Genomic DNA, 26,963 nt, shown 5'->3' with positions numbered 1-26,963 from the left:
GGTGAACGGGCACAGCGGAGGAACCATCCCACGGCAGGGCGTCACCGAGCGCCAGCGAGGTGACGAGATGGCGGATGTCCCGGGCAAGGACGGCGGCCGGCGACGGTCGAGCGCCGCGGCGGCTGGCAAGTCGTCCCGCGTACGCATGTCGGCGGCCCAGCGTCGGGAGCAGCTGATCCTGATCGGGCGACAGTTGTTCGCCGAGCGCGGGTTCGACGCGACGTCCGTCGAGGAGGTGGCGGCCCGGGCGAAGGTCTCCAAGCCGGTGGTCTACGAGCACTTCGGCGGCAAGGAGGGGCTGTACGCGGTGGTGGTGGACCGGGAGGTCCGGGCGCTGCTGGACCGGGTCACCACGGCGCTCACCGCCGGCCATCCGCGGGAGCTGCTGGAGCAGGCGGCGATGGCCCTGCTCAGCTACATCGAGGAGGAGACCAGCGGGTTCCGGGTGCTGGTCCGGGAGTCGCCGCTGATGTCGGCGACGGGCAACTTCAGCAGCGTCCTCAACGACGTGGCGCACCAGGTCGAGCACATCCTGGGCGCCGAGTTCAAGAGCCGTGGGTACGACCCGAAGCTGGCCGAGCTCTACGCGCAGGCGCTGGTCGGCATGGTGGCGTTGACCGGCCGCTGGTGGCTGGAGGTCCGCAAGCCGCGCAAGGAGACGGTGGCGGCGCACCTGGTGAACCTGGCGTGGAACGGGCTGTCGCACCTGGAGTCGAAGCCCACGCTCATCACGTCCCGAGGTCGCTGACCGTCCTGGCCGCCGTCCGCCGCGCCGGCGGTGCGGAGCCGGGTCAGCGGCGGGTGTGCGCCTCGGAGACGGGGTGGTTGCGCCGGTTCCGCTCCTCGTCGGCGTGCTCCGGCGTACCGATCTTGTCGTAGAGCCCGGTGCCGAGGAGCACCAGGCCGAAGATCATCGAGACGATCACCGTCGACATCGAGAAGTTCAGGATGTTGGCCTCGGTCTGCAGCACGGCCATCATGAGGATGCTGACGACCAGGAAGACGATGCCGGCGGTCAGGTTCATGTAGTGGCCGAGGTTGGTCCGGCGGGACGCGCCGATCAGCAGGAAGGCGCCGAAGATCACCGACGCGATCGAGAACGCGAGGTTGGTGCGGAGCCCGAGCACCCAGTGGCTGCCCCGGCCGAACAGGGATTCACCGGCGGTCTGTGCGACGCCCCAGACGCCGAAGACGAGGATGTAGAGCCCGATGAGTCCGGAGAGGACCCGGTAGATCGGCCGCGCCGGATGGTTCACCGGGAAGTGCGCCATGGAGCCTCTCCTCCGCCCGTGATGACCGGTTCCGGAGGATTGTCGCGCGCGGAGGTGCCAACTGTCCGCCGAACCGCCGAGCCGGCCGGCGGGGACGGTCGAACCGCCGGCACGAGCGGGCCACAGACGGGTTTCGCCGGAGCCCGACCTGCGGAACGGGCATGACCGCCCGGAGCAGGTCGGGCTCCGGCGAAACGTAAGGCGTGACCGGAGGGCGTGACGGATCAGAGCACGAGGCGGGCCTTCTGCCAGGCGTCCCGCTCCTCGTCGGTGCCGACCTTGCCGTACATGCCGACCAGCAGCAGGACCAGGCCGAGGACCATGATGACGATGACCGTGGGGATGCTGAAGTTGAAGATGTTCGCCTCGGTCCGGAGGAAGGCGAGCCCGGCGAGGCCGACGGCCATCAGCAGGTACGACAGCCACTGGTTGATCATCACGTCGATGTTGCGCCCGAGCAGGGTGCCGGCCAGCACCAGGATCCCGAGCAGGACGCTGACCAGCGAGAAGCCGAGGTTCGTGCCCTGGCCGAGGACCCGGGTGTCGTCCTGGGCGAGGACGTCGTTGCCCGCGCACGTGATGATGCCGAGCACACCGAAGAGCACGAGGTACAGACCGGCCAGCCCGCCGATCGCCCGGTAGATCGGCCGCGCGGGGTGGTTGACGGGGGTGTGCATGTCTGAGTCTCCAAGGCCGTTCGGTTGAGGGTCGACCATGATTCTCGCCTACGTCTGGGTGTGACGCCGCACACGGGGGCCCCACCTGCGCGTCCGGTCGGTGGTGGGCGACGGCGTCAGTCGGCGGGCAGCTGTTCGGCGAGGGCGAGCCACGCCTCCTCGGTGCGCTCCCGTTCGGCCCGCAGGTCCTTGAGCTGGCCGTCCAGCTCGGCGACCTTCGCGTAGTCGGTGGCGTGCTCGGCGAGCTGGTCGAGAAGCCCGGCCTCGCGCTGTTCGAGTTTGCTGATCTGCCGCTCCAGCCGGGTCAGTTCCTTGCGTGCCTGGCGTACCTCGGCAGCGGACAGGCCGGTGCGGGCCGGGGCCTCCGGGGTCGTCGGTGGCACCGCCTCGGTGCCGGCGGAGCCGGGCTGGGTGGCGGCGCGGGCGAGGTACTCGTCGATCCCGCCGGGCAGGTGCACGAGACGGCCGTCGCCGAACAGCCCGTACGCGACGTCGGTGACCCGCTCGATGAGGTAGCGGTCGTGGCTGGCCACGATCAGCGTGCCCGGCCAGGAGTCGAGCAGGTCCTCCAGCGCCGCGAGGGTGTCGGTGTCGAGGTCGTTGGTGGGCTCGTCGAAGAGGAGGACGTTCGGCTCGCCGGCGAGCAGGCGGAGCATCTGCAACCGGCGGCGCTCCCCGCCGGAGAGGTCGCTGACCGGCGTCCAGAGCCGCCGGTCGTCGAAGCCGAAGATCTCGGCGAGCTGGGCGGCGGAGATCTCCCGGTCGCCGAGCTGCACCCGGCGGGCCACCTCCTCGACGGCCTCGAGCACGCGCCGTTGGCCGGGCAGCTCGGCCAGTTCCTGGGAGAGGAACGCCGGCCGCACGGTGGAGCCGGTGACGAACCGGCCGGCCTGCGGGCGGGTGACACCGGCGAGCATCCGCAGCAGCGTCGTCTTGCCGGCGCCGTTCGCGCCGAGGATGGCGATCCGGTCGCCGGGGCCGACCTGCCAGGTGACGTCGCGCAGGATCTCCTTCGGGCCGGCGTGCAGGGTGACGTCCTCCAGGTCGTACACCTGCTTGCCGAGGCGGGCGGTGGCGAGCCGTTGCAGCGACATGGTGTCGCGCGGCGGCGGGACGTCGGCGATGAGCGCGTTGGCGGCCTCGATGCGGAAGCGCGGCTTGGAGGTGCGGGCCGGTGCGCCCCGGCGCAGCCAGGCGATCTCCTTGCGGAGCAGGTTCTGCCGGCGGGCCTCGGTGGCGGCGGCGACCCGTTCCCGCTCGGCCCGGGCCAGTGTCCAGGCCGCGAAGCCGCCCTCGTAGGACCGGACGGTCTGGTCGGCGACCTCCCAGGTGGTGGTGCAGACGGCGTCGAGGAACCAGCGGTCGTGGGTGACGACGACGAGGGCGCCCTTGCGGCCGAGCAGGTGCCGGGCCAGCCAGTCGACGCCGCCGACGTCGAGGTGGTTGGTGGGCTCGTCGAGGATCAGCAGGTCGGAGTCGCGCACCAGCAGGGCGGCGAGCGCCACCCGGCGGCGTTCGCCGCCGGACATGGGGCCGACGGGCTGGTCGAGGCCGAGGTGCGGCATGCCGAGGCCGTCGAGGATGGCCCGGACGCCCGCGTCGCCGGCCCACTCGTGCTCGGCGCCCATGCTCTCGTCGAGCCACTCGGTGCCCAGGACGACGTCCCGGACGGTGGCGTCCGGGGACAGCGTGAGGTTCTGCGGCAGCCAGGCGACCCGCAGGTCGCGGCGGTGGGTGACGCGGCCGTCGTCCGGCGCCTCGGTGCGGGTGAGCAGGCGGAGCAGGGTGGACTTGCCGGCGCCGTTGAGGCCGACCACGCCGACGCGGTCGGCGTCGTCGAGGCCGAGCGAGACGTCGGTGAGCAGCTGCCCGGCCGCCCCGTAGCCCTTGGACACCCGGTCCAGGTTGACGATGTTGGCCACGACCTACCTTCCATGATCAAGGCGTCCGGTGCCGGCGGGCACGGGACGCCTGGCCTTCCAGGGTACGCGGACAGGCCCGGTGGGGTGCCCGGCGACGGTCCGGCCGGGGTGTTCAGACGATGCGCGCGCCGGCCACCGGGCCGTGTGCCACCCGGACCTCGCGGCACACGCCGGCCGCCGTCAGGTCACGCGCGAGGCCGCGGGCGTGCGCCTCGTCGGCGGCCAGGAAGACGCAGGTCGGCCCGGAGCCGGAGACGATGCCGGCGAGCGCGCCGGCCGCCTCGCCCGCCTTGAGGGTGTCGGCGAGCGCTGGGCGCATGGCGAGCGCCGCGTCCTGGAGGTCGTTGCCGAGCGCGGCGGCGAGCACCCGCGGGTCCCGCTGGCGCAGCGCGGCGAGCAGCGCGTCCGTGCTGCCCAGCGGCGGGCGGGCCGTGCCGGCCTCGCGGAGCCGGTCCAGCTCGCGGTAGGCGGCGGGGGTGGAGAGGCCGCCGTCGGCGATGCCGACCACCCAGTGCCAGGAGGTGGGGCGGGCCAGGACGGGGCTGACGGCCTCGCCGCGGCCGGTGCCCAGCGCCGTGCCGCCGTGGATGAGGAACGGCACGTCCGAGCCGAGGTCGGCGGCGATGCCGGCCAGTTCCTCGCGGGAGAGCCGGGTGCCCCAGAGCGCGTCGCAGGCGACGAGGGTGGCGGCCGCGTCGGCGCTGCCGCCGGCCAGCCCGCCGGCGAGCGGGATCTGCTTGCGCAGGTGCAGCCGGGCGTGCGGGAGCACGCCGGCGTACCCGGCGAGCGCGTGGGCGGCCCGGATCACCAGGTTGGAGTCGTCGAGGGCCAGTTCGCCGGCGCCCTCACCCTCCATCGTGAGGGTGAGGGTGTCGCCGGGGCGGGCGGTCAGCTCGTCGTAGATGGAGATCGCGTGGTAGACGGTGTTCAGCTCGTGGTAGCCGTCGCGGCGCAGCGGGCCCACCCCGAGGTGCAGGTTGACCTTCGCCGGCACGCGCACCTTCACCGGCCCGCCGGCTCCGCGCCGCCCGTCCTCGCCGTCCGGTCGCCAGGCCTCGGTCACGGTGCGGTGTCTCGCACGTGCGGGCGGGCGTCCAACGGCTTCTCCACGATCAGTTCCTCGGCGGGCACGGCCTCAGCCTACTTCGGGGCGGCGGGGACGGCCGGAGCCGACGCGGCGATGGCGGCGAACTGTTCGACGGTGAGCGACTCTCCCCGCGCGCCGGGGTCCACGCCGGCGGCGGTGAGCGTGGCGGCGGCCCGGTCGGCGCCGCCGGCCCAGCCGGCCAGGGCCGCGCGCAGGGTCTTGCGCCGCTGGGCGAACGCCGCGTCGACCACCGCGAACACCTGCTCGCGGGCCACGTCGGGCCGGGGCGGTTCCCGCCGGGTGAAGGCGACCAGGCCGGAGTCGACGTTCGGCACCGGCCAGAAGACGTTCGGGGGTACGCGACCGGCGGCCCGGGCGCGGGCGTACCAGGCGAGCTTGACCGACGGGACGCCGTACACCTTGGAGCCGGGACCGGCGACCAGCCGGTCGGCGACCTCCTTCTGCACCATGACCAGGCCGTGCCGCAGGCCGGGCAGTTCGGCGAGCAGGTGCAGCACCACGGGCACGGCGACGTTGTATGGCAGGTTCGCCACCAGCGCGGTGGGCGGCGGGTCGGCCAGGTCGGCGGCGGTGACGCGCAGCGCGTCGGCCTGGTGCACGGTGAGGCGCGCGGCGTCCGGGCCGGCGTGCCGCGCCGCGGTCTCGGGGAGCGTGCCGGCCAGCACCGGGTCGATCTCCACGGCGTGCACGTGGGCGGCGACCGGGAGCAGGGCCAGGGTGAGCGAGCCGAGCCCGGGGCCGACCTCCAGCGCCACGTCGTCGGGGGCGAGCCCGGCCGTGGTGACGATCCGCCGCACCGTGTTCGGGTCGTGCACGAAGTTCTGCCCGAGCTTCTTGGTGGGTGCGACGCCCAGCCGGGCGGCGAGGTCCCGGATCTCCGCCGGGCCGAGGAGACCGGTCATGGGCAGCAGCGTAGGCGGGGAGCGGGCGCGAGCGGCGCGCACCCCGGCCGTCGCCGGGACGTCACCACGGCCCGAACACCCGGTCGCCCGTCGCGGAGATGGCGGCGCAGAGGTCGTCGAGGTCGGCGCCGGTGGTCGCGGCGAGCGACCGCACGGTCAGCGGGATGAGGTACGACGCGTTGGGCCGGCCCCGGTGCGGCGTGGGCGTGAGGTACGGGGCGTCGGTCTCGACGAGGATCTGGTCGAGCGGGGTCACGGCGGCGGCCTCGCGCAGCGCGTTGGCGCTCGCGAAGGTGACCGTTCCGGCGAAGCTCAGCAGGTAGCCGCGGCGTACGCACTCGGTGGCGAACTCGGCGTCGCCGGAGAAGCAGTGCAGCACCACCGTCTCGGGCGCGCCCTCGTCGTCGAGGACGCGCAGCACGTCGGCGTGCGCGTCGCGGTCGTGGATGACCAGCGCCTTGCCGTACCGCTTGGCGATGGCGATGTGCGCCCGGAAGCTCTCCTCCTGGGCGGCGCGGCCCTCGTCGCCGGTGCGGAAGAAGTCCATGCCGGTCTCGCCGATGCCGCGCACCCGGTCGTGGGCGGCGAGCGCCTCGATCTCGCGCAGCGCCTCGTCGAGGTCGGGCAGGCGGGGGGCGTCGTTCGGGTGCAGGGCCACGGTGGCGACCACCGCCGGGTACCGTGCCGCGACCTCCACCCCCCAGCGGGAGGACGCGACGTCCACGCCCACCTGCACGAGGCGGTCCACGCCGACCCGGGTGGCGACCTCGACGGCCGCGGCGACGGGGTCGTCGGCGGTGCCGCCGCCGGGCACGCCGGCCTCGCTGACGGTGATGTCCAGGTGGGTGTGGCTGTCGAGCACCGGGCGGGGCAGGGGCTCCGGCGCGGGCGGGAACTCCCCCGCCCGGCGGGCGGCCCGGGCGCGGCGGGACTCGGTCCGGTCGGTCGTCTGTTCGGTTGGCTCGGTCATCACCCAAAGGATCACACACCGTGCCGGGCCATCCGCCCGCCACCTGCTGTTCACCTCGGCTACCCGGAGCGACTCTACGGTCGCCGGATGAGCGACCGGACCGGGCTGCGGGTGGCGTACGGCGGTGCCGTCTACCCGGCCGAGGAGATCGTCCGGGGCGCCGCGTACGAGCTGTTCAGCGCCGACGAGGTGGCCGGGTTCGAGTGGTCGCCCCGGCCCGGCTCGGCCCTGCCGTGGCGGCGTTTCGTGCACGTCACGGAGGTCGACGCGGTGCACGGCGCCCCCGAGGCGTCGGAGGAGCCGGAGGCGCCGCTCATGATGCCGGTGCACCGCGAGCGCGGCTGGGCGTACGTGCACCAGCTCAGCCAGCGGCCCGACGCGGCCGGCGACCCCGTGCTCGCCGCGGTGCGCGGCTCGGCGGTGGTCCGGCGGGGCACCCGGATGGTGAAGATGCTGTCGGCGCGGCAGCTCGCCGGGTACGTGCGGGGCTGGTTGCCGCACGGCTTCTGCTACCGCGAGCACGACGTGGCGCACCTGCGTACGCCGGCGGCCACGACCGTGCTGCGCACAGACGGGGAGACCGGGCGCGACGGCATGGACGTGGCGTACGCCCTGCGGTGGCGGGCCGCCGACCCGGTCGACTACGAGGTGCCGGCGGGCGAGGCGCACCTCGGCCTCACGGCGCTCGCGCCCCGGGACCGGGCGGGCCCGCCCGTGCTCGGCACCGGCTTCGTGCCCTCCAGCACCCACCTGGTCCCGGAGTTCGTCACCCGCGACTTCGCCGACCTGCCGATGCCGGCGAACGCCACCCTCGTGGCCTACCCAGCCGAGGGGGTCGAGGTGGTGCTCTACACCTACCAGGCCGAGCAGCGGGGCTGGCTGCGGATGGTCGGGCCGCAGTGGCGTCACCTGCTCGCCGCGGTCCCCGGGCTGTCGCCCGACCAGGAGTACGTGCCGACCGGGGACGTCGCCCGCTCCACCCACCTCGTCGGCACGTACGGCGGGAACGAGTACGAGGCGGTGGCCGACCTGCCCGGCGGGTTCCGGGTGCTCGCCATGACGCGGGCCGCCCGGTACCCGGTGGAGACGGTGGCCCGGCGGTTGCGGCTCGCGGAGTGGCGGGGCGCGGCGTGCGTCGTGCTGCGGGAGGAGGCGGGCTGGCTGCGGGTGCGGCTGCGGCGGCCGGATCCGGACACGGTGGCCGCCACCGGGGCGCAGTGCCACGACCGGGGCGTGTACGAGACGTGGGCGCCCGGCGCGGAGGTGACCGACGACCGGGTGGTGGACGTCCGCTACCCGCTCTGACGGGAGCCCGCCGGCGGGCGGGGTGACGCGGCGTGACGGGGGCATATCGGCGCATCGGACGGGAATGCGCCGGGGCCAGGAGAGAACCGAGCCCGATTCAGGAGAAGAGCATGCCCTTCATCACCGTGGGGACGGAGAACTCCGCGCCCATCGACCTGTACTACGAGGATCACGGCTCCGGTCAGCCGGTCGTGATGATCCACGGCTTCCCGTTCAACGGCGCGACGTGGGAGAAGCAGGCCATCCCGCTGCTGAACGCGGGGTCATCACGTACGACCGGCGGGGATTCGGCAACTCCGCGCAGCCGACGATGGGGTACGACTACGACACCTTCGCCGCCGACCTCGACGTGCTGATGACGGAGCTGGACCTGCGCAACGTGATCCTCATCGGCCACTCGATGGGCACCGGCGAGGTGACCCGCTACCTCGGCGCGTACGGCTCGCAGCGGGTGAACCGGGCCATCCTGCTGGCCCCGCTCGCGCCGTTCCTGCTCCAGACCGCGGACAACCCGGAGGGCGTGGAGAAGAGCCTCTTCGAGGGTTTCAAGCAGGCGATCATCCAGGACCGCTTCGCCTACCTCACCCAGTTCTGCAACAACTTCTTCAACTGGGACGAGAACAAGGGACGGCTGGTCAGCGAGGAGGCGTACCGGGCGCACTGGGACATCGGCGCGCGGGCCTCCGCGAAGGGCACCCACGACAGCGTGGACGCCTGGCTCACCGACTTCCGGGGTGACCTGCCCCAGATCGACGTGCCGGTGCTCATCGTGCAGGGCGACAAGGACAACGTGCTGCCGTACGCGAAGACCGGCCAGCGTCTCCAGCCGATGCTCGCCGGCAGCCGGCTGATCACGTTGAAGGGCGCCCCGCACGGCATTCCCTGGACGAACGCCGACGAGGTCAACCAGGCGATCATGGAGTTCATCGGCGCGCCGACCATGGCGCGCGCCTGACGCCCACACGTGGTCCGCGCCTGGTGCGGGGCGCGGACCGGGCACGGCCGGCCCGCGGGCCGGCCGGGTGAGGTGCGGCCCGGGGGTGCCCCGGGCCGCACCGCCGTGTACGGGCCTGCGGCGGGATCCGCGCCGCCGCTCAGGCGCCGAGCCGGGCCAGCTCCTCGTCGACGATCGACGGGTCGAGCTTGCGGAACACCGGCTTCGGTGCCGCGAGCGGCCGGCCGACCTCCAGGGGTACGGACTCCCAGCGCGCGCCCTGCGTGTAGTCACCGGTCAGCACCGGGTACGACGGCCCGCCGTCGAGGTCCTCCACCTCGACGATCCGCGGCATCGGCGCGTGCACGCCGGTGCCGCCGAGCAGCTCGTACACCTTCTGCGCCGAGTGCGGCAGGAACGGCGTGAGCAGCGTGTTGGCGTCGCTGACCACCTGGAGGGCGACGTGCAGGATGGTGCCCATCCGGGGCTTGTCGGCCTCGCCCTTGAGCTTCCACGGTGCCTGCTCGGAGAGGTACTTGTTCGCCTCGGCGACCACCTTCATGGCCTCGCCGATGGCCTGCTTCTGCCGGTGGCGCGCGATCAGGTCCCCGACGGTGGCGAAACCGGCCCGGGCGGTGGCGAGCAGCGCCTGGTCGGCCTCGGTGAGGCCCGCCGGGTCGACCGGGGGGATCGCGCCGAAGTTCTTCGCCGCCATCGAGATGGACCGGTTGACGAGGTTGCCCCAACCGGCCACCAGCTCGTCGTTGTTGCGGCGCAGGAACTCCGCCCAGGTGAAGTCGGTGTCGTTGCTCTCCGGCCCGGCCACCGCGATGAAGTAGCGCAACGCGTCGGCGTCGTAGCGCTCCAGGAAGTCGCGGACGTAGATGACGATCCGGCGGGACGAGGAGAACTTCCGCCCCTCCATGGTGAGGAACTCGCTGGAGACCACCTCGGTGGGCAGGTTGAGGCGGCCCAGCTCGCCCGGCTCGCCGTCGCGCGCCCCCTCGCCCGAGTAGCCGGCGAGCAGCGCGGGCCAGATCACCGAGTGGAAGACGATGTTGTCCTTGCCCATGAAGTAGTACGTCCGGGCGTCCTTGCCCTCGCCGTCGGTGGACCACCAGCGGCGCCACGCCTCCGGGTCACCGGAACGGCGGGCCCACTCGATCGACGCGGAGAGGTAGCCGATGACGGCGTCGAACCAGACGTAGATCCGCTTGTCGGGCCGGTCGCGCCAGCCCTCGAGCGGGATCGGCACACCCCACTCCAGGTCCCGGGTGATCGCGCGGGGCTGGAGGTCGTCGAGGAGGTTGCGGGAGAACCGCAGCACGTTGGGGCGCCAGCCCTCGCGGGTGTCGAGCCACTGCCGCAGCACGTCGGCGAGGGCGGGCAGGTCGAGGAAGAAGTGCTCGGTCTCGACGAACTCCGGCGTCTCACCGTTGATCTTCGACTTCGGGTTGATGAGGTCGACCGGGTCGAGCTGGTTGCCGCAGTTGTCGCACTGGTCGCCGCGGGCGCTGTCGTAGCCGCAGATGGGGCAGGTGCCCTCGATGTAGCGGTCGGGCAGCGTCCGGCCGGTCGACGGGGAGATCGCCCCCATGGTGGTCTTCGGCACGATGTAGCCGTTGCGGTACATCCCCTCGAACAACTCCTGCACCACGGCGTAGTGGTTGCGCGTGGTGGTGCGGGTGAACAGGTCGTACGACAGCCCGAGGCCGTGCAGGTCCTCGACGATCACCCGGTTGTAGCGGTCGGCCAGCTCGCGCGGGGTGACGCCCTCCGCGTCGGCCTGCACCTGGATGGGAGTGCCGTGCTCGTCCGTGCCGGAGACCATGAGCACGTCGTGGCCGGCCATGCGCATGTACCGGCTGAAGACGTCGGAGGGAACGCCGAAACCGGATACGTGGCCGATGTGGCGCGGGCCGTTGGCGTACGGCCAGGCAACCGCCGCGAGAACGTGACTCATGACCAGCAAGCCTAGTGACCCGCACCGGGCGGCTGCGAACCAATGGGGCCCGCGCGTCGACGGACGGGCGCGAGCCGCTCCCCCGTTGGTCCGATTTGTCGCCGACACACGGCCTGAGCTGCCCGACCCGGCCCGGTCGTTGGTGTGCAATGAAGGTCGTGGCTGGCAGACGAGGAACCCGGAGGCAGGACGAGCGCCCCCGGCGGGCGACGCGGGAGCGGCCCACGCCGCCACGGCAGGGCGACCCGGCGGATCACCTGCCCGAGCCGTCCACGCCCTCGGACGGCCGCCCCGGGCAGCCGGAGGCCACGCGGCCGGGCCGGGCCGGCCAGGACGCCACGCTCCCCGGCGGGGCCGGGCAGGACGCCACGCTCCTCGGCCGGGCCGGGCAGGTGGCGCAGCGGCCGGACGGCCCGGCGGCACCGCACCAGGTGAGCCGCGCGGCCACCGGGCGCGCTCGCGACCGGGCCGAGCCCGCCGTGGAGGTGGAGCCGACCACCGGGGCGCCGGTGGACGCGTTGCCCCGCCGGGTGCCCGTACGGCAGCCGAAGCGCTGGCGCCGCCTGGCCCGGGTGGGCGCGCCGGCCGACGAGGACCCCGCCGACTGGAAGCCCATCGAGGAGGTGCACTGGGACGGCACGCCGATCCGGGACGACCTCCCGCCGGAGCGGGTCCGTCCCGACCGCGCCGCCCGGCGGCGTGACCGCCGACCGGCGTACCCGCCCGACCCGCTGCCCGGGATCGCCGCGCTGCTGGCGCTGAGCCTCGTCGCGACGTTCTTCGCGTGGGTGAGCGCCGGTCCGCTCTGGGTGGCGCTGGGCCACCGCACCGCGGGCACGGTGGTGCTCACCGACTGCACGGGGGGCGGGTTGACGCAGCGCTGCCGGGGCATCTTCACGGCCGACGGCGGGCGCTTCGTCGCACACGGGGTACGGGTCAGCGGCGTACCGGCCGACCGGGCGACCACCGGCGGCGCGCTCCCCGCCCGGATGACCGGTCCGCGGGGCACGACCGCGTACGCCGACACCGCGGGCGCCGCCCACCACCTGCGCTGGCTGCTCGGACTGCTGGCGGTGGTGGGCTGCGGCGCCGGGATCGCCCGCTGGACCGGCGCGACCCGGCTGTCCGGGCCCCGGGCGCGGCGCTGGGCCGTCGGCGCCGCGTTCGCCGGCCCCGTCCTGATCCTGCTGGGCTTCCTGACCGCCGCCTGGTAGACCCCGGGGGAGACCGGTCGGTCGTGGGGCGGGTCAGCGGTGGACGACGTCGTAGACGTCGCGGCGGCGCAGGCCGTACGCCGTGGCGACGTCGGTGACCGCGTCCCGGCGGCTCATGCCGGCCGCCTCCCGGTCGGCCACGGCGGCCCGCAGCGTGTCGTCGTCGGGGCGCTCCGGTGCGGTCGCCGGCGCGCCGGCCACCACGAGCGTGATCTCGCCGCGCGGCTCCCCCTCGGCGGCCCAGCGGGCCAGTTCGCCGAGGGGCCGGCGCAGCACCTCCTCGTACGTCTTCGTAAGCTCCCGGCAGAGCGCGGCCGGCCGGTCGGCGCCGAACGCGTCCGCCAGGTCGGCCAGGGCGCCCGCGACCCGGTGCGGCGCCTCGAAGAACACCAGGGTGCGCTCCTCGCCGGCCAGCGCCCGCAGGCGGGACCGCCGGGCACCCGGCGAGCGGGGCAGGAACCCCTCGAAGCAGAACCGGTCGACGGGCAGCCCGGAGAGGGCGAGCGCCGTGGTCACGGCGCTGGGCCCGGGCGCGGCGGTGACCGGCGCGCCGGCGTCGAGAGCGGCCCGGACCAGCCGGTAGCCGGGGTCGGAGACGCTCGGCATGCCGCCGTCGGTGACCAGCGCCACCACGTAGCCGGCCTGGATCACCTCCACCAGTTCCGGGGTACGTCGTTCCTCGTTGCCCTCGAAGTACGAGACGATCCGGCCCGGGACGGTGACACCGAGGTCTCTGGCCAGCCGGGTGAGGCGGCGGGTGTCCTCGGCGGCCACCACGTCGGCGGCGGCGAGGATCTCCCGGAACCGTGCCGAGGCGTCGCCCGGATTGCCGAGCGGCGCGCCGAGCAGGACGAGACGCCCGCCATCCGACATATCACCCACGGATCTTCCGCTCCTTGATCGACAGCGTGACGGTATCCGGGACGACGGGCGCCACCGGCCACCTCCGCAGCCTACGATCGCCGGGTGACGAGTGCGTCGACAGCACAGAGCGCGAAAGCGGTCCACGTGGAGTTCGAGCGGACGGCCGACGCCCGGCCCGCCGCCCCCGCCTCCGACGCCGGCATCCCGGCGGTGGTCCGGGCACGGCTGGCCACCGTCGACGCCCGGCTCGACCGGTGGTCGTGGCCGGCCACCGGCGTGGTGGTGCTCATCGCCGGCATCCTGCGCTTCCTCGGCCTCTCCGGCCCCGCCGGCAAGATCTTCGACGAGACCTACTACGCCAAGGACGCGTACGGGCTCATCTCGCGCGGCGTCGAGTGGAACTACAAGGACGGCGGCCCGTCGTACGTGGTGCACCCGCCGCTCGGCAAGTGGCTCATCGGGCTCGGCGAGTGGGCGTTCGGCTACCAGGACGCGGAGAGCGGGATCTCCGTGCCCGGGCACCTCGTGACGACCGCGCCGGAGTTCGGCTGGCGCTTCTCGGCGGCCGTCGTCGGGACGCTCTCCGTGCTGCTGCTCGTCCGCGTCGGCCGGCGGCTGTTCCGGTCCACCGCGCTCGGCTGCGCGGCCGGGCTGCTGCTCGCGCTGGACGGCTTCCACCTGGTGCTGTCCCGCACGGCCCTGCTCGACATCTTCCTGCTCTTCTTCGTGCTGGCCGCGTTCGGCGCGCTCGTGCTCGACCGGGACGCCCGCCGCCGCCGCTGGGCGCGCGCCCTGGAGGCCGGGCTGGACCCCACGCTGCCGGGCCGGGCCGGGCGTCCGACCGGCGGGTGGCGGGAGTGGCCGTGGTGGCGGCTCGCCGCCGGTGTGCTGTTCGGCTGCGCCTGCGCCGTCAAGTGGAGCGGGCTCTACTTCCTGCCCGCGTTCGTGCTGCTGGTCCTGTTCTGGGAGGCCGGCGTCCGCCGGTCGGCCGGAGTACGCCGGCCGTGGCGGAACGCGCTCGTGGAGGAACTGCCGTGGCTCGCGCTGGCCGGGGTGCTCATGGTGGGCACCTACCTGGCCACCTGGTCCGGCTGGCTGCTCACCGACGACGGCTACTACCGCCTCGCCTCCAAGTACCCGGGCGCCCCGCTCAGCGACACCCCGGTGATCGGGCCGCTCATCAACCTCTTCCAGTACCACAAGGCGGCGTACGGCTTCCACGCCCAGCTCGACGACCCCCACAAGTACCAGTCCTGGCCGTGGCAGTGGCTGCTGCTGGGGCGGCCCGTGGCCTTCCACTGGTCGAGCGACGGGCCGTGCGGCGCGGCGAGCTGCGCCGCGGAGATCCTGCTGCTCGGCACCCCGCTGCTGTGGTGGTCGTTCCTGCCGGCCCTGGTGGCGGTGGCCTGGCTCGGCCTCGCCCGCCGGGACTGGCGGGCGGGGGCCATCCTGCTGATGGTGGCCGCCGGCCTGCTGCCCTGGTTCTGGTTCGCCCTGGACGGGCGGACGATGTTCTCCTTCTACACGGCGCCCGCGCTGCCGTTCCTGGTGCTCGCCGTGGTCTACGTGCTCGGCGCGATCATCTCGCCCGCCCGGGTGGGCGCCGGCGCGGTCCGGTCACCCGCGCCCGGCGAGCCGGGGTACGACCGCCGGCTGGTCGGCGGGGTCGTCGTGGGCGCCTACATGCTGCTGGTGGCGCTCTGCTTCGCGTACTTCTACCCGATCTTCGTGGGCACGGTGATGCCGTACGCGGACTGGTCGGCCCGCATGTGGCTGGGCGGCCGCTGGATCTGACCCGGCGGAACCGGGCCCGGGCGGACAAAAAGCGCGCCCCGATCGCCTGCCACGGGGGAAGCGGGCGATTGGGGCGCGCAGGTGAAGCTTAACCACCGCGCACCACCCGCACAACGGGTCGACTTGGGTCAGATTCCTGACGGACACCTTCTGTTCATGAGGCAGATTCGCCAGCTGACCGACGGTCACCGGAGGGCCGACGGCGGGTGCGCGGAAGTCGGCGGCGGGTGGGAAGCCGACGCGGGCGTACGGGAGCCGACGCGGGCGTACGGGAGCCGACGCGGGCGTACGGGAGCCGACGCGGGCGTACGGGAGCCGACGGTAGCGCGCGAGAGTGCACGGCCGGTGCTTGCGGCGGTCAGGTGGTGCGCGGCCGTCAGGTGGTGCGCCGCGGTCAGGTCGTGCGCGGCCCTCGCGGGAGCCAGCCGATGAAGCGGTCCTGAAGGGACGTCACGGACGCGGTGCGCAGGTCCTCGCTGGCGGCGGCGAGACAGGATCCGAGATAGACGCTGAGGGTCGCCCGGTCGCCGTACTCCGTCAGCAACCGGCTGCGCTTCGTGGCGCACGGCCAGTCCTCGCCGCAGGAGCCGCACCTCCAGCCCGGCATCTCCGGTGCGTGTTCGTCGCTCACCTGGCCGGACGGCTCGGCACCACCGGTCATCGCACTCCCTCTCCGGTTCCTGACAGGGGCCGAAGCAGCTCGGCCCGGATCGACCGCACGCGGTCGGCGCCCACGCTGGGCACGCACACCCGCGTTCCGGGACAATCCTGCGTTACATCGTTGCGGTACCTTGCCCATTCATGGCAGTCAGAAAGTTGACCGTACGGCACATGTGCCGCCGGCGGTCACCTCGACACCCGCAGGCGTGCCTGCCCGCCGGGGTCGCCCTGCCCGGCGGCGGGCGCCACGTCGGGGCGTACGGCTGTGGTGGAGGTCGTGATGCGTGACCTGCTTCCGCCCGAGGTCGCGGTGGCCGTGGCCACGCCCGACGACTGGACCGGCCGCCTGCTCGCCGAGGAACTCGCCTGCCTCAGTGAACGGGCGGTGGAGAGCCGGCGGCGGGACTTCACCGCGGGGCGGGTCTGCGCCCGCCGGGCGATGACCGCGCTCGGGCTGCCGGAGGAGGCGGTGCCGTCGCGCGCCGACCGCGCGCCCGTCTGGCCGGCTGGCGTGGTGGGCACGATCACGCACACGCGCGGGTACTGCGCGGCCGCCGCCGCCCGCGCCACCGACGTCCGCGCCGTCGGGATGGACGCCGAGCAGCACAAGGAGCTCAACCCGGGCGTACGCCGGATGATCTGCCTGCCCGAGGAGGACGACCACCTCGCCCGGCTGCCGGGCGGCGTCTCCTGGCCGGCGGTGCTGTTCAGCGCCAAGGAGACCGTCTACAAGGTCTGGCACCCGGTGGTCGGCACGTGGCTCGACTTCACCGACGCCCGGCTGGAGATCGACCCGGACGAGGGTTCGTTCACCGCCCGGATCGCACCGGCCCGGGTGGACGCCGCGCCGGTCCCGCGTCCACCGAGGACGGTACGGGGCCGTTTCACCGTGTCCGACGGCCTCGTCCGTACCGCCGCGGTGCTCCCCCTGCCCTGACCGCCCGCGGCGCTGCCGGCAATGCCGCCGCCCTGGACATGTCGCCGCGCCGGGCCGTCGCCCGGGCGCGGTAGCGTCGGCGGGATTCCAACCCCACACGGCACGATTCAAGGAGTACGGTGAGCCACCCCGAGCCGCCCACCGGGCCGCACGACGCCGACAAGCCGCAGCCGGAGCCCCCCACCGAGGCGATGCCGGAACCCCCGACGGAACCGATGCCGAAGCCGCCCGCCCAGGCGATGCCGGAGCCGCCGACCCAGCCGATCGCCGAGCCGCCGACCCAGGCGTTCCCGGCGCCGCCGACGCAGCCGATCGCGGAGCCCCCGAACCAGCCGACGGCCGAGCCGATCGCGGAGCCCTCGGCCCAGGCGAACCCGGAGCCGCCGACCCAGCCGATCGCGGAGCCCCCGACGCAGCCGGTGGCCGAGCCGCCCACCCAGCCGATCCCCGAACCGCCGACCGAGGCGTTCCCGACGGCACCGATCCGGCCTGCGCAGCCGGGCGGCCCCGCGCCAGGCGCGGGCGGTCCGTCGACGGCACCGGCGCCGCGGGATCCGGGCGACGCGACGACCCGGATGCCGCACAACCCGTGGGCGCCGATCGGGGGTTCCCCGCAGCAGCCCGCCGAGCCGCCCGTGTCGGCCCCGCCGGGAGCCCCGCAGCCTCCCGTCTCGGCGGCCCCGCAGCCACCCGCGTCGGGCGAACCCACCGTCGCCCCTCCGCCGGCCCCGGTCAGTCCCTGGGCCCCGCCCACCGCGCCCCCGGTGTCGGGCGCGCCCCAGCCGCCGGTGTCGGGCGCGCCCCAGCCGCCGGCGCCGCCCGGGCCGTACGCGCCCGCGCCCGGCGCGCCGCAGCCGCCGTACCAGCTCGGCACGCCGCAGCCGACGTACCCGCCCTCCGGTGGGCCGCAGCCGCCGTACCCGCCTTCCGGTGGGCCGCAGCCGCCGTACCCGCCGATGCCCGGCGCGTACCCGCCCGGTGCGGGTTATCCGCCCCCGCAGAAGAAGTCGAACCGGACGGTGCTGATCGTCGTCATCGTGGTGGCGGTGCTGGCCCTGCTCTGCTGCGGTGGTGGCGCCGTGGCGCTGATCGTCGGCGCGCAGAAGGCGGACGAGGCGGTCAGCTCGCTCCCCACCACGCTGCCGACGGGGGACCTGGACGACACGCCCACCAGGGAACCGGCGCTACCCGGCGGCCCGACGGCGGGCCCCCGCGCCACCGCCGACGGCGAGACCCGGAACATGGCGATCGGTGACACGCTGGTGATCAGCGACGACGACGGGACCGTCGAGATCACCGTGACGAAGGTCAGCACCCGGAGCAAGGCCTGCGAGGAGTTCGGGCTGGCCCCGGACCGGGGGACGTACCTGCTCGCCGACGTGACGGTGGAGGTCACCAAGGGCACCGTCTCGGTCAACCCGCTCTACTTCCGGTGGGTGGCGGCGGACGGGGCGGAGATCAGCTCCGCCTCCGGGTACGCCTCGTTCTGCGGGGAGTCCATGGAGGCCGGTGACGTGGCGGCCGGCGGCAAGCGCACCGGCACGCTGGTGTTCAACGTGGCGGACAGGAACGGCGTGGTGGAGTACCTGCACCGGTTCCGGCCCGCCGGCTCCTGGCGGCCGTAGTCGTGTCGGGCAGCGGCCGGGACCGGTCCGGCCGCTGCCCGACACGACTTCAGGTGGCGAGGTCGACCCGCATCACGGCCCGGCGGGGCGTGGGTCGGCTGACCTCGCTGAAGCCGGCGTCGGCGAAGACGGTGCGGGTCCCCACGAACAGCTCGCCGCACGCCATCTCCACGCCCGGCTCGACGACGACCGGGTACCCCTCGACGGCGCGGGCACCCCGGTCGCGGGCGAAGGCGACGGCGGCACGTGCGAGCGCACGGCTCACGCCCCTGCGCCGGAACCCGGCGCGCGTCACGAAGCAGGTGACGGCCCAGACAGCGGGGTCGGCGCGGTCCTCGTCCCGGCCGGTCCACGGTATGCGCGCGCCCTGGAGCCGCGGGTACTCGATGCGCGGTTCGACGGCGCACCAGCCGGCCGGCTCGCCGTCGAGGTACGCCACGAGGCCGCTGGTCCGGCCCGCCTCGGGATCACCGCAGGCGGTCTGCTCGCGCAACTGGTCGGCGCGTACCTCGACCGGGACCGACCGCCAGTCGCTGCGCCGGTACTTGAACCACTGGCACTGGCAGCGGGCCGCGTCGCCCCGCGGCCCGAACACGGCCTGAAGGTCGTCCCAGCTGGCCTCGTTGGCCGGTACGACGGAGACCGTCCCGTCGTCTGTCGCCGGCAGTCGCACGGCCCCTCCCCCTGCTCTGCGCCCCCTGTCCCGCGGGCGCTCGACACCGCCGCCCGCGCTATCCCGCCTGGCCGCTCGCGCGCCAGGCCGTGAACCGGTGGTACGCCTCCAGGCCGTCCGGCACCCACTCCCACTCGGGCAGTCGCCGCGCCAGCTCGTCCTCGGTGAGGAACGCGTACCAGGCGACCTCCTCGGGCTGCGGCGCGACCGCCGTCGGGCAGCGCACCTCGTAGAGGAAGGACCACCAGCTGTGCTCGGGCGTCTCGTAGAGGAACTTGAACAGCGGGACGGGGGCGGGCAGCCCGCGTACGCCCAGCTCCTCCTCGGCCTCCCGGCGCGCCGCCTCGTCGTACGACTCGCCGGCGCCGACGACCCCGCCCACGAAGATGTCGTAGAGCGAGGGGAAGACGAGCTTCCGGTCGGTGCGGCGGTGCACGAAGATGCGCCCGTCGGCGTCCCGCGCCAGCACGAACGCGCAGCGGTGGCGCAGCCGGCGGGCGTACGCCTCGCTGCGCCGCGCCTGCCCCACCACATGGTCGTGCTCGTCGACGATGTCGAGCAGCTCGTCGGCGGAGAGTGGCGTCCGGTCGTCCATGGGAAGAGATTCAACCAGCGGGGGCCGACATGCGGGAGTACCGTCCGCCTGGTGCCGGCATGGGACGGCCGAGGGGCGTGCCGTCGCGCGGCACGCCCCTCGGCCGGGGTGTTCGTTCGTCGTCTCCCCGAGCGTGCTCAGGGCCGCTCGCCCACCGCGTCCACGACAGCCACCTCCAGCGTCGCCAGGGTGTCGGCCATGCCCAGGAAGGCGTAGGTGTCCGCGTCGAAGACCAGCACGGCGGACTTCTCCTCGGACGACCAGGCGATCCCGATGCCGGGGCGCCCCGCACCGTCCTTCACGTCGCGGACGACCTCGAGCCCGGGGAGGTCCGCCGCCGCCTGGAACAGCGCGGCCCGCGACCGGGGGCGAAGGTAGTTCTCGGCGACGAGCGCCAGGACGTCCTTCCCCATGGCGTTCGAATCGCCCGGCTCACCCTTGTAGCTCCGGTTGAGGTAGTCCAGCATCGCGTCGGCGTCGGTCGGCAGGTCGGGCAGGTACGCGGGTGCCGGCGTGCACGGCTCGGTCTGGCGCGGGTTCACCCGGCCGCCCTTCACGGTGGCGGCCCGGCCGTCACGGCAGCCGGGCACCGGGGTCTCCTCGACCTCGCCGGCGGGGATCTCCCGGATCAGCCCGTCGCGGGTGCCGTCCACCGACAGCCAGGCCTCCCGCATCGATTCCCCGGACCGGCTCTTCGTGTAGACGAACTGGTCGGGGCGCGGCTCGACGTCCGGAAGCCCGAGCGCTGCGGCCGCCGCGTTGTGCAGGACCTGGGCCGCCTCCGCGTTGGCGGGCGGGACCTGGCCGCCGATCTTGTCGGGTGCCAGGACGAGCACCGCGGCCGCAGCCGCCGCGACACCGATCGCCGTCCAGCCGGCCAGCATGATCCGCCGCACCGGGCGACGCGGCCGCCCCGGCCGCCGCCGACGCTCGGCGCCGGTCGGCCTCACGCCGGTCGGCTCGGCACCCGTCGGTTGGGCACCGGTCGGGTTGGCACCGATCGGATTGGCCGTGGGCGCCGCGGCCACCGCGGCGAGGAGTCGCCCGCGGGCGGGCGCGAGTTCGTCAGATGCCAGGAGAGGAGTGTCCCGCCCCAACTCCCGGACCAGTCGCAGGTCATCCATTGCTCAGGCTCTCCTCGAACGTCGTGGTGGGATCGGCGTGGCCCAGCGCCTCGCGTACCTTTCTGCGCGCCCGGTTCAGGCGGGAACGGACGGTGCCCAGCGGAATCTCCAGCGCCGCCGCCACCTCCTCGTAGGTCAGCTCCTCCCAGGCGATCAGGAGCAGCACGTCCCGGTCCCCCTGCGCCAGGTCGGCCAGCGCCGAGGTCAGCAGCGGGCGGACGGCCCGGGCCGTCACGTCGGCCGCGACGCGATCCGCGTGGGACACCTCGTCACGTTCCGCGACGAGGACCTGCCGGAGGCGGTACTCGCGCAGTTCGTCACGCCAGTGCTGACCGATGAGGTTGGTGGCGATCCCGTACAACCACGGCCTGGCGTCGGGCCGCTGAAGGTCGTACTGCTGCCGCTTCCGGAACGCGGCGAGGAACGTCTCCGCCACGAGATCGTCGGCGGCTTCCCGACCCAGGCGCCGAGCCAGGTACCGGTGGATGTGGGGAGCGTGGCGATCGAAGATGGCGGCGAAACGTTCGGGCTCTCGGGCCGACCTCCCGATGACGGACGCGTCGTCCTCCACATCGACGACGGTCCTGCCTTGCCCTGTCTGGTTCATACGCGACCTTTCGTCCGGGCGCGGGAAGGGTTCACCGTGTTATCAGCGGAAGGCGCGCGGAGGGTTCACGGTGGCCGCAGAACCGACGAGTGGTCACGTCGTCACGTGACGGCACGTGACGGCACTTGGCGTGGGCTAGACGGCGGCTTCCCAGCCGTCGTAGTCGGCGTGATGGCGCTCGGCCAGGGCTTCGAAGAGGTCGACGCTGTCGCGAACGAACTCCGGCGTCAACACCGTGTGGGTCTCGCACACCACGGTCCAGCTACCCGGATACTCCGGGAGAGGCTCACGCACCCCGGCCTCGAACCCGTGCGTGCCCGCCTCCGCAGCGATGAGACGCCCGATGTCCTCAGACGGGGCGTCGAGATAGAATACGACATGTCGCGGCTGCGACAGATCCGCTGCCCTCTTGGCGATCTCGTTCATGAGCAGCAGATCCCGATACCTCACGCCCAGGCTCGGTGAGCGCTCGTCCAGGTCGACAGGCTCGTCGTCGCGGCGGCGGCGGGTGAACATGCTGAACAAGCCCATCGGCTGCTCCACCTACTGGTATTCCTGCGGGCCGCATGACCGTACACGTGCCTGTCGCCAGAACGCTGCCCTCGCGGGCCGCTCAACTCACCAACCACACGGGAGCCTCGTGGGGGCGCGTCCGCAGACGTGTCGGGCGCTGATCCCCCCTCGCCGGCCCCGGGCGCTGTCACCGTCGCCGCGACCTGGCCCGCCGTGGTGCGTTCGCAGGGACCGGGCTCGTGGCCGGGGTGAGCGGATGACGAGGGTCTGGGTCAGGCGGGGGCGAGCAGGCAGAACTCGTTACCCTCCGGGTCGGCCATGACCGTCCACCGGACGTCGTCGCCGAGGTCGATGGCCGTGGCGCCGAGCGTCCGCAGTCTGGCCGCCTCGGCCTCCACGTCGTCACCGGGGTACGGGCGCACGTCGAGATGGACGCGGTTCCACACGGTCTTCACGTCGGGCGTCCGAACGAACCGCAGATACGGGCCGACGCCCTTGGCGGAGCGCAGCAGCGCGTGGTGGTCGGTCACCTCGTGCACTGTCCAGTCCATGGCCTCGCCCCAGAAGCGGGCCATGGCGCGGGGATCCGCGCAGTCGACCACGACCGCGGCGATCGGTCCGGTGTCCCGGTAGAGCGGCCGCGGGTCCAGCACGCAGAACTCGTTGCCCTCCGGGTCGGCCATGACCGTCCACGGGACGTCGCCCTGGCCCACGTCGGCGGAGGTTGCGCCGAGTTCCTTCAGGCGCGCGACCACCTCCGCCTGATGGGCCGCCGAGGTGGTGGCGAGGTCGACGTGCACGCGGTTCTTCACCGTCTTGGGTTCCGGTGAGGCGATGAGGTCGATGCAGACGGCGACGGGGTCGGGGTAGGCGAAACCCTCCGGTTCGAGGTTGGTCACGCCGGGCCCCTCGCTGGAGACTCCCCAGCCGAGCGCCTCCGCCCAGAAACCGCCCAACGCGGAGTCGTCCCGAGCCTTCATGTTGATCTGCACGAGCCGCGTCGCCATGCCGACGATGCTAGCGGCGGTCCGGCATTACAAGATCAGGCCGCCTCCCACCACGGGAAACGGCCTGTGAGCTGGGTGGAGCTGAGGGGATTTGAACCCCTGACCCCCTCGATGCGAACGAGGTGCGCTACCGGTCTGCGCCACAGCCCCTCCGCCGGCGGACCGGCGTCGGTCCCACCCGGCTTACACCGGGCGGGCCGGCGACAAGGCTAACAGGTCCACCGGCGCGGGGGCGAATCCACCCCCGCGCGCCACACCTCCCCTGCGCCGATCTTGCACTTCCGCCCCGACAAAACAGGCATAAGCGGGCACAAGAGGGGCCGAAAGTGCAAGATCGCGGGGCGGGGGCGCGGGGGCGGGGGCGCGGGGGGGGTTAGGCCGTGTGGGTGGTGCGGCCGGCCTCGTAGGGTCGGCCGCGCAGGCCACCGGCACGCCGGTAGGACACCGTGCCGCCGTTCGCCGCGGGCGGCAGGTCGGCGGGCCGGTCGAGCCCCATGGCCGCCCGGCGTACCACCTCGCGCTGCGCCGCGAGCCGGCGCTGCGCCTCCCGGCGGGCCGCCGCGCGCCGGGCCTGTTCCCGCCGCACCTCCGCCTGCCGGGCGGCGAGCCAGGCCGCCTCCCGGGCCCGCGCGCGCCGCCGGCGCTGGTCGGCGATGGCCCGCTGCCGCAGGTGTACGACGTACGCCACGAGCAGCGTGCCGGTGACGGCGAAGCTGATCCAGAACCCGGGGCCGACCACGATCACGCCGATCAGCTCGACGCCGTTGAGCAGCAGCAACGCGGCGAGCACCCGGCGGCGCCGGTAGACGGCCGGGGTGTGGCGGCGCGGCGGCGGCCGGCGGCGGGCCCGGTTCGGGGCGGGCGGCACGGCGCGCAGCCGGGCGGACCGGCGGGCCGGCGCGGGCGGGGCCGACACGGGCCGGTCGAGACTGCCCGTGTTCGGGTTTTCACTGAGGGTGACGACGAGGTGTCGCGGCGGGCGCACCGGCCGCCGCCCCGGCACAGTACGGCGGCGGCGCTGGCGCTGGAGCACCCGCGCCGTCGACTGCGCCCGCTCCGCCACCAGCCGCTCGGTGGCGTCGTACCGGCGAACCAGCGCCGGAGCGAGGGCGAGCAGGCCGGCGGCGGCGAGGACGGCGAGGAGCACCGAGGTCGGCACCCTCACCCCTCCCGTCACCGAATTCGGAGCAACCGCAGCCCGGCCGCAGGATCTTTCGCCGACCGGTGTCGGCCGCGACGATCGTACGGGCGAGCAGCGCTTGCCACAGCTTGCAGTTACTTGAGGTTACGGGCGACGGTGCGTGATGGGGACGCGCCGCGCCGATCCCGTGCGCGGGACGCGTCACCTGGCCGCGGCGCGTACGCGGTGCCAGCGAGCCAGCAGCCCACCTTCGGCGGCGACCTCCTCGCTGGTCATCGCGTATCCGATGTGGTCGCGCCAGGCGCCGTCGATGTGCATGTAGCGCACGTGGTACGACTCCTCGCGGAACCCGAGCTTCTCCACGACCCGGCGGGACGGCCGGTTCTCGGGCCGGATGTTCACCTCGATGCGGTGCAGCCCGCCGGGGCCGAAGGCGTGGTCGACGGCGAGCGCGAGCGCCGTGGGGATGACACCCCGGCCGGCGACCCGACGGTCCACCCAGTAACCCACGTACCCGGAGCAGAACGCCCGCCGCACGATGCTGCCCACGTTGAGGTGCCCGACGAGCCGCTCCTGGCCGTCCTCACGCAGACAGACGGCGAACGGCATGCCCTCGCCCGTCTTCGCGGAGCGTCGCTGGTCGCGGTAGACCCAGCGGAACGCGGCCGGCGAGTTCAGGTCGTACCAGTCACCGGGCACCGACGACTCCCACGGCGCCAGCCAGGCCTGGTTGGCGCGCCGCACCTCGGACCAGGCGGCGGCGTCCGAGCGCCGGTACGGTCGCAGCACCACCGGGCCGTCCTCGAGGACGGCCGGCCAACCGGGCGCGCGTCCGGTTCGGAAGAGGCTCACGGGGCGGACCCTACGCTCGCGGCGGCACGGCCCGCGACCGCACCGCTCGCGCCGGCACGCCGAGCGGTCACCGGCGGCGGTCCAGCAGGAGGACGTCCACGGTGGAGCCCGCGGCGGCGGTCGTGACCCGCTCGCCGAGCACCAGCAGGCCGTTGGCCTCGGCGAGCCCGGAGAGGGTGAACGGCCCGCCGCTGAGTGGCTGGACGGTGTAGCCGCCGCCGCGCCGCTCGGCGACGTGGGCGGGGCGGAACTCGCGCAGCCCGCCCGGGGACGAGACGGTCTCCAGCAGGTGCGCCCGGACGCTGGGCCGGAACACCGGCTCGGCGCCGGCGAGCAGTTGGATCGCCGGTCGGGCCAGCACCTCGAAGCCGATCAGCGCCGCGCCCGGGTCGCCGGGCAGGCAGACGACCGGCACCTCCTCGGCGCCCACGGTGCCGAAGCCGAGCGCCGTGCCCGGGTAGAGCGCGACGTCGGTGAAGGTGACCGGCCCGGCGCGGCCGCCCTCGCGGCGGGAGAGGATCCGGCGCACCATGTCGCCGGGGCCGGTGCCGGTGCCGCCGGTCGTGATGATGAGGTCGGCGCGCAGCGTCTGGTCCTCCAGCAGCCCGCGCAGCGCCTCCGGGTCGTCGTCGCAGATCCCGACGCGGTACGCGAGCGCGCCGGCCTCCGCGGCCGCCGCCGTCAGGGCGTGCGAGTTCGCGTCCACGACCTGGCCGGGCTGGCTGCCCCGTCCCACGTCGACGAGTTCGTCGCCGGTGGCCACGACGACCACCCGCGGCGTGGGCCGCACCACGACGTGCCCGATGCCGGTCGCCGCGAAGACGGCGACCAGCGCGGGGCTGACGTACGTGCCGGCGCGGGCGAGCACCGTTCCGGCGGGCAGTTCCTCGCCGGCCCGGCGTACCCCGTACCCCCGCTTCGGGGTGCGGTAGATCTCGACGGCGGCCATGCCCTGGTCGGTCCACTCGACCGGCACCACGACGTCGGCGGCGATCGGCAGCGGCGCGCCGGCGGCCACCGAGAAGCAGGAGCCGGGGGTGAGCCGTACCGGCCGCCAGCTCGCGGCGCCGAGGTCACCGACGACGTTGAGCCGGACCGCCCGCCCGCCGGCGGCCCGGCCCGCGCCGGAGATGTCCTCCCAGCGCGCCGCGTACCCGTCGACGGCCGCCTGGTCGAAGGCCGGGAACGCGTGCGGCGCGACGACGTCCTCGGCGAGGACGTTGCCGTACGCCTGGGTGAGGTCGAGGTCGAGCGGCGGCAGCGCGCGTAACCTGCGCAGCACACTGCCCAGGTAGTCGGCGAGCGGCGTCAACTCGTTCGCGGCCGCCTCGGCGTCGGCCGTCGCGGTCATGTATTAGGACCGCCCGACGCGTCGGAGTTCACGAAGTCCGCGAGCCACTTGCGGAACTCGGCCCCGAAGTCCTCGCGCTCGGCGGCGATCTGCACGACTGTCTGGAGGTAGCCCAGCGGCATCCCGGTGTCGTAACGGGTGCCGCGGTAGACGATCGCGTGCACCGGTGTGCCCTCGTTGCGCAGCAGCTCCATGGCGTCGGTCAGCTGGATCTCGCCGCCGCTGCCCGGCTTCGTCCGGCGGATCGCGTCGAAGATCGTCGCCGGGAGCACGTACCGGCCGAGCACGGCGAGGTTGCTCGGCGCCTCCTCCGGCTTCGGCTTCTCCACCATGCCGGTGACCTTCACGACCTCGCCGATGTCGGTGAGCTCGGCCTCGGCCGGCTCCACCGAGGCGATCCCGTACCGCTTGGTGTCGGCCGGGTCGACCTCGAAGAAGGCGAGCACCACGCCGCCCGTGCGGGCCTGCAGTTCGAGCATCGCCGGCAGCAGCGGCTGGTCGAGCTTCACGAACTCGTCGCCGAGCAGCACGGCGAAGGGCTGATCGCCCACGTGCGACTCGGCGTAGCCCACGGCGTGGCCGAGGCCGAGCTGCTCGGGCTGCCGGACGGTGTAGATGTCGGCCAGCTCGCTGGGGCGCTGCACCGCGGCCAGGATCTCCGGCTTGTTCTCCAGCCGGGCCTCCAGGTCGGGGCGGCGGTCGAAGTGGTCCACCATCGAGGTCTTACCCCGTCCGGTGATCAACAGCACGTCGTTGATGCCGGCCTGGGTGGCCTCCTCGACGATGTACTGCAGCACCGGCCGGTCGACCACCGGCAACAGCTCCTTGGGCACCGCCTTCGTGGCCGGCAGGAAGCGGGTGGCCAGACCGGCGGCCGGGATCACGGCCTTCACCGCGCGGGAACGGCCGGTCGCGGCGGCCGTCGCTGAGGAGTTCGCTGAGTGCACCGACATG

At 74.0% G+C, this 26,963-nt stretch carries 25 protein-coding genes, 1 tRNA gene and 1 pseudogene; 7 read left to right on the top strand and 20 right to left on the bottom strand.

All coding sequences use genetic code 11. From position 1 onward, the window contains the following. Positions 1-67: 67 nt before the first annotated feature. Positions 68-748, top strand: coding sequence for a TetR/AcrR family transcriptional regulator (locus D7I43_RS06875; RefSeq protein WP_120327545.1), 681 nt, complete (start codon positions 68-70; stop codon positions 746-748). A gap of 43 nt (positions 749-791) precedes the next feature. On the opposite strand, the gene D7I43_RS06870 is transcribed toward D7I43_RS06875, so the two are convergent. The 6 genes from D7I43_RS06870 to D7I43_RS06845 all read right to left on the bottom strand — a co-directional run bounded on the left by D7I43_RS06870 (position 792) and on the right by D7I43_RS06845 (position 6,850). Continuing rightward, positions 792-1,271, bottom strand: coding sequence for a DUF4383 domain-containing protein (locus tag D7I43_RS06870; RefSeq protein ID WP_120327544.1), 480 nt, complete (start codon positions 1,269-1,271; stop codon positions 792-794). A 224-nt stretch (positions 1,272-1,495) separates the two neighbouring features. Beyond that, positions 1,496-1,948: a DUF4383 domain-containing protein gene (locus D7I43_RS06865; RefSeq protein WP_120327543.1), complete on the bottom strand. Its 453-nt coding sequence runs from the start codon at positions 1,946-1,948 to the stop codon at positions 1,496-1,498. A 116-nt stretch (positions 1,949-2,064) separates the two neighbouring features. Then, entirely contained in the window at positions 2,065-3,870 is a 1,806-nt protein-coding gene (locus D7I43_RS06860; RefSeq protein WP_120327542.1) for an ABC-F family ATP-binding cassette domain-containing protein, read from the bottom strand. Positions 3,871-3,982: 112 nt separating this feature from the next. After that, positions 3,983-4,933 (bottom strand): 4-(cytidine 5'-diphospho)-2-C-methyl-D-erythritol kinase, encoded by a 951-nt coding sequence (locus D7I43_RS06855; protein ID WP_120327541.1) that lies wholly within the window; start codon positions 4,931-4,933, stop codon positions 3,983-3,985. A gap of 77 nt (positions 4,934-5,010) precedes the next feature. Further along, a complete protein-coding gene (gene rsmA, locus D7I43_RS06850; RefSeq protein WP_120327762.1) occupies positions 5,011-5,880 on the bottom strand; it encodes a 16S rRNA (adenine(1518)-N(6)/adenine(1519)-N(6))-dimethyltransferase RsmA in 870 nt (289 codons plus the stop codon). A 61-nt stretch (positions 5,881-5,941) separates the two neighbouring features. Further along, on the bottom strand, positions 5,942-6,850 hold the full coding sequence (locus D7I43_RS06845) for a TatD family hydrolase (RefSeq protein WP_120327540.1): 909 nt from the start codon (positions 6,848-6,850) through the stop codon (positions 5,942-5,944). Between the two features lie 87 nt (positions 6,851-6,937). On the opposite strand from D7I43_RS06845, the gene D7I43_RS06840 reads away from it, so the two are divergent. Further along, positions 6,938-8,155: a hypothetical protein gene (locus D7I43_RS06840; protein WP_120327539.1), complete on the top strand. Its 1,218-nt coding sequence runs from the start codon at positions 6,938-6,940 to the stop codon at positions 8,153-8,155. 110 nt (positions 8,156-8,265) lie between these two features. Next, a pseudogene (locus tag D7I43_RS06835) lies at positions 8,266-9,110 on the top strand (alpha/beta fold hydrolase). A gap of 139 nt (positions 9,111-9,249) precedes the next feature. Here the strand turns inward: D7I43_RS06835 and metG are convergent. After that, complete coding sequence (metG, locus tag D7I43_RS06830) at positions 9,250-11,052, bottom strand: methionine--tRNA ligase (protein ID WP_120327538.1); 1,803 nt, start codon at positions 11,050-11,052, stop codon at positions 9,250-9,252. 158 nt (positions 11,053-11,210) lie between these two features. Between metG and D7I43_RS06825 the strand changes: the two genes are divergently transcribed. Continuing rightward, on the top strand, positions 11,211-12,266 hold the full coding sequence (locus D7I43_RS06825) for a hypothetical protein (RefSeq protein WP_240032830.1): 1,056 nt from the start codon (positions 11,211-11,213) through the stop codon (positions 12,264-12,266). A 33-nt stretch (positions 12,267-12,299) separates the two neighbouring features. On the opposite strand, the gene rsmI is transcribed toward D7I43_RS06825, so the two are convergent. Then, on the bottom strand, positions 12,300-13,139 hold the full coding sequence (rsmI, locus tag D7I43_RS06820; RefSeq protein WP_396844988.1) for a 16S rRNA (cytidine(1402)-2'-O)-methyltransferase: 840 nt from the start codon (positions 13,137-13,139) through the stop codon (positions 12,300-12,302). A gap of 135 nt (positions 13,140-13,274) precedes the next feature. Here rsmI and D7I43_RS06815 point away from each other — a divergent pair, with 135 nt between their 5' ends. Beyond that, a complete protein-coding gene (locus D7I43_RS06815; protein ID WP_420870187.1) occupies positions 13,275-14,924 on the top strand; it encodes a dolichyl-phosphate-mannose--protein mannosyltransferase in 1,650 nt (549 codons plus the stop codon). A gap of 394 nt (positions 14,925-15,318) precedes the next feature. On the opposite strand, the gene D7I43_RS06810 is transcribed toward D7I43_RS06815, so the two are convergent. Further along, positions 15,319-15,585 carry a hypothetical protein gene (locus D7I43_RS06810; RefSeq protein ID WP_120327535.1) on the bottom strand — a complete coding sequence of 89 codons (267 nt, stop codon included), beginning with the start codon at positions 15,583-15,585 and terminating at the stop codon, positions 15,319-15,321. A gap of 279 nt (positions 15,586-15,864) precedes the next feature. On the opposite strand from D7I43_RS06810, the gene D7I43_RS06805 reads away from it, so the two are divergent. Then, positions 15,865-16,521: a 4'-phosphopantetheinyl transferase family protein gene (locus tag D7I43_RS06805; RefSeq protein ID WP_120327760.1), complete on the top strand. Its 657-nt coding sequence runs from the start codon at positions 15,865-15,867 to the stop codon at positions 16,519-16,521. A gap of 119 nt (positions 16,522-16,640) precedes the next feature. Next, complete coding sequence (locus D7I43_RS34055) at positions 16,641-18,146, top strand: DUF4352 domain-containing protein (RefSeq protein WP_275670818.1); 1,506 nt, start codon at positions 16,641-16,643, stop codon at positions 18,144-18,146. Positions 18,147-18,195: 49 nt separating this feature from the next. Here the strand turns inward: D7I43_RS34055 and D7I43_RS06795 are convergent, their stop codons facing one another. The 11 genes from D7I43_RS06795 to D7I43_RS06745 form a co-directional block, all read right to left on the bottom strand. Continuing rightward, positions 18,196-18,819, bottom strand: coding sequence for a GNAT family N-acetyltransferase (locus D7I43_RS06795; protein ID WP_120327534.1), 624 nt, complete (start codon positions 18,817-18,819; stop codon positions 18,196-18,198). 58 nt (positions 18,820-18,877) lie between these two features. After that, a complete protein-coding gene (locus D7I43_RS06790; protein WP_120327533.1) occupies positions 18,878-19,414 on the bottom strand; it encodes an NUDIX hydrolase in 537 nt (178 codons plus the stop codon). A gap of 137 nt (positions 19,415-19,551) precedes the next feature. Beyond that, a complete protein-coding gene (locus D7I43_RS06785) occupies positions 19,552-20,538 on the bottom strand; it encodes a CU044_5270 family protein (RefSeq protein WP_120327532.1) in 987 nt (328 codons plus the stop codon). After that, complete coding sequence (locus D7I43_RS06780) at positions 20,531-21,145, bottom strand: RNA polymerase sigma factor (RefSeq protein ID WP_120327531.1); 615 nt, start codon at positions 21,143-21,145, stop codon at positions 20,531-20,533. The genes D7I43_RS06785 and D7I43_RS06780 overlap by 8 nt, the downstream gene beginning before the upstream one ends. A gap of 135 nt (positions 21,146-21,280) precedes the next feature. Next, positions 21,281-21,688 (bottom strand): ribonuclease E inhibitor RraB, encoded by a 408-nt coding sequence (locus D7I43_RS06775; RefSeq protein ID WP_120327530.1) that lies wholly within the window; start codon positions 21,686-21,688, stop codon positions 21,281-21,283. A 242-nt stretch (positions 21,689-21,930) separates the two neighbouring features. Next, positions 21,931-22,665, bottom strand: a complete 735-nt coding sequence (locus D7I43_RS06770; RefSeq protein ID WP_120327529.1) for a VOC family protein — start codon at positions 22,663-22,665, stop codon at positions 21,931-21,933. A gap of 76 nt (positions 22,666-22,741) precedes the next feature. Then, a tRNA-Ala gene (locus D7I43_RS06765) sits at positions 22,742-22,815 on the bottom strand. A gap of 223 nt (positions 22,816-23,038) precedes the next feature. After that, positions 23,039-23,830: a divisome protein SepX/GlpR gene (gene sepX, locus D7I43_RS06760; RefSeq protein ID WP_192902091.1), complete on the bottom strand. Its 792-nt coding sequence runs from the start codon at positions 23,828-23,830 to the stop codon at positions 23,039-23,041. A gap of 177 nt (positions 23,831-24,007) precedes the next feature. Then, positions 24,008-24,658, bottom strand: coding sequence for a GNAT family N-acetyltransferase (locus tag D7I43_RS06755; RefSeq protein ID WP_120327527.1), 651 nt, complete (start codon positions 24,656-24,658; stop codon positions 24,008-24,010). A gap of 67 nt (positions 24,659-24,725) precedes the next feature. Next, entirely contained in the window at positions 24,726-26,009 is a 1,284-nt protein-coding gene (locus D7I43_RS06750) for a molybdopterin molybdotransferase MoeA (RefSeq protein WP_120327526.1), read from the bottom strand. Further along, positions 26,006-26,962, bottom strand: coding sequence for a UTP--glucose-1-phosphate uridylyltransferase (locus D7I43_RS06745; protein WP_120327525.1), 957 nt, complete (start codon positions 26,960-26,962; stop codon positions 26,006-26,008). Before D7I43_RS06745 ends, D7I43_RS06750 begins: the two co-directional genes overlap by 4 nt. Position 26,963: the final 1 nt, after the last annotated feature.

This window comes from Micromonospora globbae (genome assembly GCF_003610785.1).
Classification (GTDB): domain Bacteria; phylum Actinomycetota; class Actinomycetes; order Mycobacteriales; family Micromonosporaceae; genus Micromonospora; species Micromonospora globbae.
This window is presented reverse-complemented; position numbering and strand designations above follow the sequence as displayed.